10 protein-coding genes are annotated in these 11,802 nt (G+C 68.8%); 7 read left to right on the top strand and 3 right to left on the bottom strand.

The genetic code is table 11. The annotated features are described in order from the left end of the window. The coding region (locus DMC18_RS21470) for a hypothetical protein (RefSeq protein WP_146218161.1) at positions 1-869 on the bottom strand (869 nt) is incomplete at its 3' end. An 88-nt stretch (positions 870-957) separates the two neighbouring features. On the opposite strand from DMC18_RS21470, the gene trmFO reads away from it, so the two are divergent. The 3 genes from trmFO (at position 958) to DMC18_RS21455 (ending at position 7,011) form a co-directional block, all read left to right on the top strand. After that, positions 958-2,409 (top strand): methylenetetrahydrofolate--tRNA-(uracil(54)-C(5))-methyltransferase (FADH(2)-oxidizing) TrmFO, encoded by a 1,452-nt coding sequence (trmFO, locus tag DMC18_RS21465; protein WP_370443992.1) that lies wholly within the window; start codon positions 958-960, stop codon positions 2,407-2,409. Positions 2,410-2,534: 125 nt separating this feature from the next. Beyond that, positions 2,535-3,239: a hypothetical protein gene (locus tag DMC18_RS21460; protein ID WP_199228342.1), complete on the top strand. Its 705-nt coding sequence runs from the start codon at positions 2,535-2,537 to the stop codon at positions 3,237-3,239. A 364-nt stretch (positions 3,240-3,603) separates the two neighbouring features. Then, a complete protein-coding gene (locus DMC18_RS21455) occupies positions 3,604-7,011 on the top strand; it encodes a TonB-dependent receptor (protein ID WP_110118503.1) in 3,408 nt (1,135 codons plus the stop codon). Here the strand turns inward: DMC18_RS21455 and DMC18_RS21450 are convergent. Next, positions 7,005-7,829, bottom strand: coding sequence for a DUF1365 domain-containing protein (locus tag DMC18_RS21450; protein WP_110118504.1), 825 nt, complete (start codon positions 7,827-7,829; stop codon positions 7,005-7,007). The genes DMC18_RS21455 and DMC18_RS21450 overlap by 7 nt on opposite strands. Further along, a complete protein-coding gene (locus DMC18_RS21445; RefSeq protein WP_110118505.1) occupies positions 7,826-9,166 on the bottom strand; it encodes an NAD(P)/FAD-dependent oxidoreductase in 1,341 nt (446 codons plus the stop codon). Before DMC18_RS21445 ends, DMC18_RS21450 begins: the two co-directional genes overlap by 4 nt. 141 nt (positions 9,167-9,307) lie before the next feature. Here DMC18_RS21445 and DMC18_RS21440 point away from each other — a divergent pair, with 141 nt between their 5' ends. The 4 genes from DMC18_RS21440 to DMC18_RS21425 form a co-directional block, all read left to right on the top strand. Beyond that, positions 9,308-10,408 carry a cyclopropane-fatty-acyl-phospholipid synthase family protein gene (locus DMC18_RS21440; RefSeq protein WP_110118506.1) on the top strand — a complete coding sequence of 367 codons (1,101 nt, stop codon included), beginning with the start codon at positions 9,308-9,310 and terminating at the stop codon, positions 10,406-10,408. Positions 10,409-10,423: 15 nt separating this feature from the next. Next, positions 10,424-10,834 carry a DUF2177 family protein gene (locus DMC18_RS21435; RefSeq protein ID WP_110118507.1) on the top strand — a complete coding sequence of 137 codons (411 nt, stop codon included), beginning with the start codon at positions 10,424-10,426 and terminating at the stop codon, positions 10,832-10,834. Positions 10,835-10,923: 89 nt separating this feature from the next. Next, positions 10,924-11,454, top strand: coding sequence for a sigma-70 family RNA polymerase sigma factor (locus tag DMC18_RS21430; protein WP_233245175.1), 531 nt, complete (start codon positions 10,924-10,926; stop codon positions 11,452-11,454). Next, on the top strand, positions 11,451-11,802 hold a 352-nt coding region (locus tag DMC18_RS21425), incomplete at its 3' end, for a hypothetical protein (RefSeq protein WP_199232604.1). The genes DMC18_RS21430 and DMC18_RS21425, both read left to right, overlap by 4 nt.

Raw genomic sequence — 11,802 nt, 5'->3', positions numbered from 1 at the left:
CACGGCGCGACATAGAGGGTCAGCACCGCCGACTGCACGAGCCCCAGGATCGGCGCGGCCACGACCAGCCACGGCCAGAACCGGTGCAGGAACTCGTCCGGTCCGGCGATCTTGGACAGTTCCGACCACGAGCCGGCGAGCGACAGGCCGACGACGATCAGCAGGATCAAGCCCACGACCATCTCCAGGGCCATGACCAGCAGCGTAGCCAGCAGCGCCATGCCCAGCAGGCGCAGCGACGAGCCCTTGGTCAGGGACCAGGATTCGAACAGCACCAGGCGTCGGCCGGCGAAGGTCATCGGCCAAGCCATCGACAGCCGCAGCAGCGCCCAGACGATGGCGACCAGCCCGGCGATCACCGTCAGGATCCCGATCGCGATGCCGGCGACCTTGCCGGCCGCGAAATAGGTCAGGAAGCCGACGAGCACGCCCGCGATCACCGCGACGAAGTAGACGATGTACCAGCCGATGACGAAGATCACCGTCAGCAGCAGCATCCAGCCCTCGCTGGCCCCGACGCGCAGATAGAAGCCGCGGCGGGCCTGCGGCTCCAGCACGGCCCGGAAGATGGCGGCGGCCACCAGGGTCTGGGCCAGGACCTGCAGGACGAAGGTTCCGAAATTGGCCGCCATCATGCGCATCTGCATGGCCATGACCTGAGCGAAGGCTTCCGGGTCCTGGGCCGCCGCGCTCTGGTTCAGTTCGCTCATGCGCGCGATGTCGCCGATCAGCGGCAGATAAAGCCCGATCAGCGGCGCGATCATCAGCACCAGCAGCACCACGCCCCACACCGCCACGGACGCCGGTTCGCGCCCCAGCAGGTTCCAACCGGCCACCGCCGCCGTCGTCGCGGAAAATCTCTTCGCCACCCCAAATCCCCCAAATAGGAACACACGCTCGGAGGTGGAGCTTACACGGCGGTTCCGTCTTGGCGAGGGCGGAGGTATGAGGGCGGCCATGACCACCTCCCCCATTCACGTGATCGGCGGCGGCCTCGCCGGTTCCGAGGCCGCCTGGCAGATCGCCCAGGCCGGCGTTCCCGTCATCCTGCACGAGATGCGCCGCGACGAAGACGCCAGCGGCGAGTTCTCAAGCAGCGAAGCGCTAGGACAAACAAAAAAGATTCGCACCGACGCCCACCAGACCGATGGCCTGGCCGAGATGGTGTGCTCCAACTCGTTCCGCTCGGACGACTGGCAATTCAACGCCGTTGGTTTGCTGCACGCCGAGATGCGGCGCTGCGACTCGATCATCATGTCGGCGGCCGACCAGCACCAGGTGCCGGCCGGCGGCGCCCTGGCGGTCGACCGCGACGGCTTCTCCGAAGAAGTCACGCGCCGCCTGGAAGCCCATCCGCTGGTCACCATCGTGCGCGAAGAGATCGCCGGCCTGCCGCCGGAAGCCTGGGACAGCGTCATCGTCGCCACCGGCCCGCTGACCTCGCCGGCCCTGGCCCAGGCGGTGCTCGACCTGTCGGGCGAGGGCCAGCTGTCGTTCTTCGACGCCATCGCGCCGATCATCCACCTCGAGTCCGTCAACATGGACGTCGCCTGGCGCCAGTCGCGCTACGACAAGGAAGGCCCCGGCGGCGACGCGGCCGCCTACATCAACTGCCCCATGAACAAGGAGCAGTACGAGGCCTTCATCGACGCCCTGCTCGAAGGCCCCAAGGCCGAGTTCAAGGAGTGGGAGAACGTCCCCTATTTCGACGGCTGCCTGCCGATCGAGGTGATGGCCGAGCGCGGTCGCGAAACCCTGCGCCATGGACCGATGAAGCCGGTCGGCCTGACCAACCCGCGCGACCCGACCGTGAAGTCCTACGCCATCGTCCAGCTGCGCCAGGACAATGCCCTGGGCACGCTGTGGAACATGGTCGGCTTCCAGACCAAGCTGAAGCACGGCGTCCAGGCCGAGACCTTCCGCATGATCCCGGGGCTGGAGAACGCCCAGTTCGCGCGCCTGGGCGGCCTGCACCGCAACACCTTCATCAATTCGCCCAAGCTGCTCGACAAGGGCCTGCGCCTGAAGGCCCAGCCGCGCCTGCGCTTCGCGGGCCAGGTGACCGGCGTCGAGGGCTATGTCGAGAGCGCCGCCATCGGCCTGCTGGCCGGCCGCTTCGCCGCCGCCGAGCGCAAGGGCGGATCGCTCGAGGCGCCGCCGGCGACGACGGCTCTGGGCGCGCTGGTCGAGCACATCACCGGCGGGCATCTCGAAGGCTCGCAAGAAGGCTCCCGGGGGGGCTCGTTCCAGCCGATGAACATCAACTACGGCCTGCTGCCGCCGCTGGAGGCCCCCAAGGTCGACGAGGACGGCAAGAAGATCCCGCTGAAGGAACGCGGCCGCGCCAAGAAGCGGCTGATGAGCCTGCGGGCGCTGAAGGACCTGGAGGCCTGGCTGACGGCGGGCTGAGCCGAAGCCGGCCTCCCCCGACTTGAAGAAAACGGCGTCCGCCCCGTCCAAGGCGGAAACGCGCGGCCGTGGAACCTTGGCGTCCCGGCCGCGCACCGTCGCGGCGTCTTTCGCGAGACCGCCCCATGCTCCGCCTCATCAGCGCCGCCGTCGCGACCACGGCCCTCCTGACCGCTCCGGCCCTCGCCCAGGACGTGACCTCTCCGGCCAGGGAGACGATCCTGGCTCCGTTCGACATCGTCCGCACCGAGGTGAAGAGCGTCGGTCCCGACGTGGTCTTCCGGGTGCAGGTGCGCGGCAAGGCCGGCGAGCTCAAGCCCAAGGCGACCGGCCAGTTCGCCGGCAGCGCCGTCTGGAGCTACGTCTGGCCGACCTCGCTGGACAGCGGCGGCGTCGGCTTCGAGGGCGGTCAGGGCATCCTGGCCCTGGCGGTGACCTTCCACCCCGACTTCGACGACGCGGCCTATGGCGGGGTGAACCGCCATGTCTGGCATCCGCACTGGGTGGTGCTGGTTCCGGATGAGGCCTGCGGCAAGGGCGCGCTGAAGGTCCGCGACATCCCGGCCGGGACCAAGCCCAAGGCGCCGGCCACCTGGCCCGGCGTGCCGCTGCTGATCGACAGCCCGAGCTATCCGACCACCCTGGCCACGGACACCGTCGAGGTCTCGGTTCCGGCCGGCGTGATCGGCGCGGTCGAGGGGGTGAAGTTCGACGGCGTGACCTCCGCCCTCAAGGTCAACGCCAACCTGCACGCGCCCTTGCTGTGCATCTCCGACATCTTCGACGTCGCTTCCGGCGACCTCAGCCTGCCCGGCCGCATCGGCCGCTGACTTCTCGCCGATCGTGTATCAGGCGCCGGGCGGCCCTCCCCGCCCGGCGCCTGATACACGCCTCGGACGCTGGCGCCGCCCCGGCGGCGAACCTCGGAAAGCGGCGCCTTTTCCGCCCTGGCGCGACATTTCGCCTCGGTTCGCAAACCATCGGTTTGTTGCCCGGAAGCTACGCCCGACCGCATATTTGCCGTTATCGACGCTTGCGGATCGATTTCGATTTGATCCCGACGCCATGTTTCGCCTTAATGACACCGGTAGCTATTTTAATGACACCGGTAGCGGTTAGCGCTACCAACAAGAAACGTATCACGGGTCAGGCCGCTCAATGAGCCGGGTCCGTCGGGAAGAACTGGGAGGGAATATGTTGCAAGTCACCTCGCGGCGGAGCCGCGCCCGCGTGCTGTGCGACCGAGCGTCGCTCGGCGCTCTGACCATCGCCGGCAGCCTGCTGATCACCGGCGCCGCCTTCGCTCAAGACACAGCCCCCGCCGCCGCTCCGGGCCAGACCGAAGAGAACGCGGTCGAGGAAGTGGTCGTCACCGGCTATCGCGCCGCCCTGCAGAGCGCCCTCAGCGTCAAGCGCAACTCCAATGTGATGGTCGACGCCATCAACGCCGAGGACATCGCCGACTTCCCCGACGCCAACCTCGCCGAGTCGCTGCAGCGCCTGCCGGGCGTGTCGATCGACCGCGAGAACGGCGAAGGCCGCACCATCACCGTCCGCGGCCTGGGCAGCGACTTCACCCGCGTCCGCCTGAACGGCCTAGAAGCCCTGTCGACCGCCGGTCCGTCGATCGCCGGCGACGCCGCCAACCGCTCGCGCGGCTTCGACTTCAACACCTTCGCCTCGGAGCTGTTCAGCGCCCTGAAGGTGCAGAAGACCGCCTCGGCCGAGACCGACGAAGGCTCGCTCGGCGCCACGGTCGACCTCGAGACCGGCAAGCCCCTGAACTTCAAGAACCGCCGCCTGGCCCTGTCGGTGCAGGACGCCTACTACAACAACGGCGGCACCCATTCGCCACGCTTCGCGGGCCTGATTTCGGATCGCTGGGAAACCAACTGGGGCGACTTCGGCGCCCTGTTCTCGGCCGCCTACAACAAGCGCAACCAGATCATCGACAGCTATCAGCGCCAGGCCGGCCAGTCGGAATACACCTACCGGCAGGCGACCTTCCTGGCGACCAACTCGACCGCCACCTCGCCCCGCCGCCAGGGCTTCGCCGCCCCGACCGGCACCGCCTGCAACGGCGGCGTGATCCCGGGCGTCAACATCACCAACTCGGCGATCTGCTCGATGCTGGTGGGCTCGAACTCGACCGCCTACAACCTGGTCAACAACCCCTCCAGCGCGACGACCAACGCCACCAGCCTGACCGGCACCGGCACGATCACCGGCGCCGGCCCGCTGACCCGCATTCCCGCCCTGGCCACGCTGAACCAGCAGGACCTGGAACAGGAGCGCATAGGCCTGACCGGCGCCCTGCAATGGCGCCCGACCAGCCGCACGACGATCTCGTACGACTGGGTCTATTCGGAGCTGGAGCAGTCCTCGATCAACTACCAGGTCCAGACCGTCGGCCTGAACCGCAACAACACCAACGGCGGCAACAACAACGCCTTCTACAACATGACCTCGTCGACCTCGTCGACGATCAAGCGCTCGCTCTACAACTCGTGCACGGCCCAGACCGCCACGGACATCCGTGACGCCATCGACTGCGGCCAGGCCCTGAACGGCGGCGCGCTGGTCGCCGGCACGACCAACAGCTACAACCCCTACAACCTCGATCCGTACGACTACTACAACAACCCCAGTTCGGTGGGTTACGTGGCCAGCTCGTACGGCGCCTCGATGGTGGACAAGTTCATCGGCCGTCCCAGCGTCCGCCTGATCGACGCGGCCCTGTCGCCCACCGGCGCCAACGCCGACTATCTGAAGCTGGGCAACGTCGACCTGCGCTCGGCGGCCGACGCGGCCTTCTTCACCACCTATTTCCGCCAGTCCTCGCTGAAGCTGGACCACGAGTTCAGCGACAACTTCACGATGACCGCCGTCTGGGGCAAGTCGTCGTCGAAGAACAAGACGCAGGGCCTGCTGGCCGACTTCATCCGCCTGGACTCGGGCCAGGGCGTGGCCGGCGACGACTACCTCGTCTACGACGCCCGCGGCGGCGGCGACATGCCGCTGCTGAACCTCGGCTTCGACGCCACCAAGGCCTCGGCCTGGGATTTCGTGAAGGGCTACTCGGCCCTGCGCCACTTCCAGCGCCTGACCAACAACGACTACGAGACCCTGCGCTTCGACTTCAAATATTCGGTCGACGACAATCTCGACGTGAAGTTCGGCATCAGCCGGCGCGAATACGGCTTCTCGACCGCCGAATATCGCCGCATGACCGGCGAGACCCTGAACCCCAGCCTGAAGGAAGCCGGCGTCACCGTCGCCGACGTCAGCAAGGTCGTGAACTGGGGTACGGGCCTGGACGTCCCGGCCGGCACCACCACCGCCTTCCTGGTCCCCGACCTGCAGAAGATGGTCAACCTGTTCCAGTTCGACTGCAACTGCATCAACAAGTGGGGCGACTGGCGCCTGTCCTACCTGGCCAGCGCCGCCAACCGCTATTCGGTCGATGAGAAGGACACCGGCGCCTACGTCCAGTTCGACTACAACACCGAGGTGTTCGGACGGACCCTGCGCGGCAATGTCGGCACCCGCTACGCTCTCACCGAGGTGGAGTCGTCGGGCCTGACCAACACCTCGCGGCCGATCGCCGGCGAGAACAAGTATCACGACGTCCTGCCCTCGCTGAACGCCGCCTACGAGGTGGCCGACAACATGATCGTCCGCTTCGGCGCGGCCAAGGTCATGGCCCGTCCGATGCTCGCCAACCTGGCGCCCAGCGTCACCGCCATCAGCGTTCCGACCGGGGTCGGCGCGACGAGCGGCGCCTCGCTGACGGTCGGCAATCCCAAGCTCGACCCGTTCCGCGCGGTCAACTACGACCTGAGCTTCGAGTGGTACTTCACCACCGGCGCCCTGGTCTCGGTCGCGATCTTCGACAAGCAGATCAACAACTTCCCGCAGACCCTGATCAGCAACGCGGCGCTGAGCTCGATCCTGGACGCCGACGGGATCGCCGCCCTGCGGGCCGCCCAGACCAACGTCAACGCCATCGCCTATATCGACGCCGACAACACCTTCGACATCCGCCAGTACGGCAACGCGCCGGGCGGCTACATCCGCGGCATCGAGTTCAACTACCAGCAGGACCTGACCTTCCTGCCCTGGTATTTCAAGCACCTGGGCGTGCAGTTCAACGCCACGCACCTGGAGTCGGAGCTGGAGTACATCGTGACCCCGGCCAACAGCCGCACGGGCGCGGCGGCGATCACCGGCAAGGGTCCGTTTACGGGCGCCTCGCCGGACGCCTTCAACTTCACGGTCTACTACGAGGTCGACAAGTTCTCGGCCCGCCTGTCGTCGTCCTACCGCAAGGGCTACCGCACGACCTATCCGATCGCCGCGGGCACCTGCGAGCCGGGCTTCTGCGACTCCCCGCTGGTCAACGACTTCCTGGGCAGCAAGAAGACCTTCAACCTCGACGGTTCGGCCACCTACAAGCTGAACAAGGCCGTCACCTTCTCGCTTGAGGCCCTGAACCTGACCAACCAGAAGGAAGAGCGCTGGGGCTACGAGAACGACCCCGTCGTGACCCGCTATGCGGCCACCGGCCGGTCGATCTTCGCGGGCGTCCGTCTCGTCTACTGACGTTCTGGCGTCTGAACGCCTCGAAATCCTGGCGGCGCGGAACCCTTCCGCGCCGCCTTTTTCTTGTCCGCGCCGGTCCCGCCCGGATTGGGGAAGAAGCCGAAGCCCTTGAGCAGGATCCGCAGCGCCTCCCAGTGGATGGCCGCCAGCACCCCGACCACCTGCCAGGGATGGCCCAGCATGGCCCGAAGCAGCGCCCGGTCGCTCAGCGGCTCGCGCCGGCCGGTAAAGCTGGCCGCCAGCACCCGGCCCTCGTCGTCATGGACGTCGATGCCCACCCGCACCGCCTCGCGCGGCGGGGCCAGGGTGAAGGCATAGCGCAGGTCCATAGGCATGAAGGGCGAGACGTAGAAGGTCTTGTCGCAGCCCTGCACCACCACCCCGTCCTCGCGGGCGGTCGCCGGCAGCACGTAGTCGCTGCGCTCGCCGAAGGTGTTGCTGACCGCATAGACCACCGCCGCCAGCCGCTCGTCGGCGTCGTGATGGAAATAGACCGTCAGCGGGTTGAAGCCGTGGCCCAGCACGCGGGGCATGCACAGCGCCGCGATGCGGCCGCCGGGATGGTGCAGGCCGTGCCGCGCCAGCAGCGCCTCGATCTGCGGCTTGACTGGCGCGCGCCGACGCTCGGCGTGGTCGCGGTCGTGATAGCTGAGCAGGTTGAGGGCGTTGTGCGAGAAGAGCCGCAGGCGCTCCCCGGCCGCGTCGAGCTCGTCGAGATCGAGCAGCAGCATGAAGATCCGATAGCTCAGCCGGTGGCGGCGCGGCCGGGCGCGGTCGTGGACGACGAGGCCGGAATAGAGGGCCGAGCGCAGGGTCATGCGGCCAGCTCCGGCTGCGCCGGCGCCGCCTTGCCCAGGACGATGCGGCCGGAGGGATCGGCGACGGTCCAGGGCCGGCGCCCCCCGCCCAGCTGCTCGGCCACGGCCAAACCGGCTTGAAGGCCGTCCTCGTGGAAGCCCGAGCCGAAATAGGCCCCCGCGAACCAGGTGCGCCGCGCGCCCTGCAGCGACCACAGGCTCGCCTGCGCCGCCATGGCCGCGCCGTCGAACAGCGGATGCTCGTAGACCTGGTCGTGCAGCACCTGGCCCGGCGCGCGGTCGGGATTGAGCGACAGGAAGAAGGGATCCTGGCCCGGCAGCGGCTGGAGGCGGTTCATCCAGTAGGTGACGCCGCCGGCGCCCTCCCCGTCCCGCCCCTCCGCTCTGCGACGCCCGACATGGTTCCAGCTGGCCCAGGCCTTCGCGCGACGCGGCATCAGGGCGCGGTCGCGGTGCAGCACCGCGCGGTTGCGGCTGTAGCGGAAGGCGCCCAGCAGGGCCGCCTCCTCCGAGGTCGGCCTGGCCAGCATGGCCAGGGCCTGGTCGGCGTGGGCGGCGATCACCACCTGGTCGAAACGGCGGACCTCGCCCGCGCCATCCTCGATGGTCACGTGGTCGGGCTGGCGATCGATCCGCCGCACCGGCCGCGACAGCAGGATCTCGCCGTCGGTGTCGGCCGCGATGGCGGCGACGTAGCGGGCGCTGCCGCCGGCCACCGTGCGCCAGATCGGCCGCTTGTCGATCGGCAGCATCAGACCGTGATTGTCGAAGAACCGCAGGAAGGCGCCGGCCGGAAACTCGCGGATGTCGGCCAGCGAGGTGGACCAGATCGCGGCGGCCTGCGGCAGCAGGTGGTCTTCCTGGAACGCCCGCCCGAACCCTTGGGCGTCGAGATAGTCCACCAGCCGGCAGAAGCCGTCGTCGCGCAGGGCCCGGGCGTCGCGCGCCCCGGCCCGGTAGAAGCGCATGACGTCGAGCAGCATGCGCAGGAAGCGCGGGTTCACCAGATTGCGCTTCTGGGCCAGCAGGTTGCTGGAGGAATATTCCAGCGCCCCGTCATCGAGCGACACCCCGAACGACATGTCGCTGTCGACCGTCTCGACGCCGAGGTGCGCGAACAGGGCCGTCAGGTTGGGATAGTTAGGCTCGTTGTAGACGATGAAGCCGGTGTCGACCGCCGCCTCGCCCACCCGCACGGTGTTGGCGTGGCCGCCCAGCCGCTCGTCGGCCTCGTACAGCGTCACCTCGTGGCGCTTCGACAGCAGCCAGGCCGCCGACAGGCCCGAGATTCCGGAGCCGACGACGGCGATGTGCTGGCGAGAGGGCGAACTGGACATCGGTGCTCCTGGGGGGCTCCTGGCAAGGCTCTGCTTGCAGCTACGGAGCAAGGGCGATCCCGGACGCATGCATCCGAACATCGATCGCCGCCGTAGCTCCGACCGAAGGTCGCCGGCGGCGGCCGATCGGACGGAGATCCCATGACCGACGCGACGACGAGCGAGCCCGTCCTGGCCGCGCCTGGCGCCGAAGCAGAGCGCGGGCGGGCCGGCGGCGGCCTGGTCTCGGCCCTGGTGCGCCTGGCCCAGGACGCCCCGGTTCCCGATTTCGTCGCGAAGCTGGCGATCGAGCGGCTGGTGGCCGGCGCCCGGCGCTCGCTCGAGGACGCCCCGCCCGACGCCGGCCAGCGCTTCGCCGAGGCCATGGGCGAGCGCCCGATCGCCACCCATGTCGAAGACGCCAACGCCCAGCACTACGAACTGCCGGCCGCCTTCTTCGAGGCGGTGCTGGGCCCGCACCTGAAATATTCCAGCGGCTTCTACCCGCCCGGCGCGCGCGAGCTGGCCGAGGGCGAAGTCGCCGCCCTGCGCGAGACCGAGCTTCACGCCGACCTGCGCGACGGCCAGTCGGTGCTGGAGCTGGGCTGCGGCTGGGGATCGCTGTCGCTGTGGATGGCCGAGCGCTTTCCCAACTCGACGATCACGGCGGTGTCGAACTCGGCCTCGCAGAAGGCCTTCATCGACGGCCGCGCCGCCGCCCGAGGCCTGTCGAACCTCACCGTCGTCACCGCCGACATGAACGCCTTCGAGGCCGGGCGGCGGTTCGACCGCGTCGTCTCGGTCGAGATGTTCGAGCACATGAGCAACTGGCGGGCGCTGCTGACCCGGGTGCGGACCTGGCTCGAACCCGACGGCCTGCTGTTCCTGCACGTCTTCACCCACGTCGCGACGCCCTATCGCTTCGAGACCGACGACCCGGACGACTGGATCGCCCGCTATTTCTTCAGCGGCGGGATCATGCCCAGCCACGACCTGGCGAGGCAGTTCCCCGACCTGTTCGAGGTGGCCATGGACTGGCGCTGGAGCGGCGAGCACTACGCCCGCACCGCGCGGCAATGGCTGGAGCGGTTCGACGCCGCCCGCGCGACGATCGATCCGATCCTGGTCGAGGTCTATGGCGACCGCGCCGCCGTCTGGCGGCGGCGCTGGCGGCTGTTCTTCCTGGCCACGGCCGGCCTGTTCGGCCACCGCGGCGGCCGCGACTGGGGCGTCAGCCACTATCGCCTGCGACCCGTCGCCTGACCTGAGGAAACACCCATGCTCCGCTACGCCGCCGGCTACCTGGCGACCGCCGTCGTCTTTCTGGCCATGGACGCCGTCTGGCTGACCCAGACGGCCGAACGCCTCTACCGCCCGCACATCGGCGCCCTGATGGCCGACAAGCCCAACCTCGTCGCCGCGCTCGCCTTCTACCTGATCTACATCGCCGCCGTTCTGGGCCTGGCGATCATCCCGGCCCTGCGGCCAGGCGGCGGCTGGTCGCGGCTGCTGACCAGCGCGGCGCTGTTCGGCCTGGCCGCCTACGCCACCTACGACCTGACCAACCAGGCGACGCTGAAGACCTGGTCGACCGTGATCACCCTGGCCGACATGGCCTGGGGGACCTTCGTCACCACGATCGCGGCCTCGGCGGGCTATTTCGTCGCCAGTCGGCTTGGCGGACGCTAGCCGTTGCCAGCCTCGCGGCCCCGTGCGACCGTCCGTCGCAGATTCAGGCGCCAGGGGGCCCTCGGTTGGACGCAGACTCAAGCCGCGCCTTGCTTTCGCGAGCCCTCGCGCGCGTCGCCAACCGCGACCACGACGCCCTCAAATACGTCTATCGGCACACCTCGGCGAAACTGCTGGGCGTCGTCCTCCGTATCTTGAATGATCGCGAGGAGTCCGAGGACGTGCTGCAGGACGTGTATCTGACGGTGTGGAACAAGGCCGACCGGTTCGATCCGGAGAAGGCCAGCCCCATCACCTGGCTGGTCAGCCTGGCCCGCAACCGCGCCATCGACAAGCTGCGCGCCCGGGGGACCCGGGTGATGACCGGCGTCGAGGAAGCCGAGGCCCTGCCCGACGCCGCACCGCTGGCCTCGGCCCGGGTCGAGGCCGACGAGGACCGCCTGCGCCTCGACGGGTGCCTGGACCAGCTCGATCCCAAGCATTCCGGCGCCGTGCGCAAGGCCTTCTTCGAGGGCCTGACCTATGACGCCCTGGCCCAGGCGGTAGGCGTGCCGCTGGGCACGATGAAAAGCTGGATCCGGCGCAGCCTGATCAGCCTGCGGGCCTGTCTAGAAGCATGACCGACGCGACCGACATCCCGCCGGAAGGTGAAGAGCGCCCCCTGGCCGGCGAGTACGTGCTGGGCGTGCTGGACACCGCCGAACGCGCCGAGGCCGAGCGCCGCATCGTGGCCGAACCGGCCTTCGCCCGGTCCGTCGCCTGGTGGGAGGAGCGCCTGACGCTGCTGGCCGCCGATGTTCCTTCCGCGACGCCGTCAGAAGGCCTGTGGCCGCGCATCCAGAACCTGATCGTCGAGCCGCTGAAGCCCTCGGCCTGGAACAGCGTGAACCTGTGGCGCGGCGTGGCCGCCGGCGCCCTGGCCCTGGCGGCCGCCAGCGTCGTCATCGCCGTGCTGCCGCGCCCGGCCG

This window comes from Caulobacter sp. D5 (genome assembly GCF_003185805.1).
Classification (GTDB): Bacteria; Pseudomonadota; Alphaproteobacteria; order Caulobacterales; family Caulobacteraceae; genus Caulobacter.
Note: the sequence above shows the minus strand (reverse complement) of the source record. Positions and strands in the feature narration are given on the sequence as shown.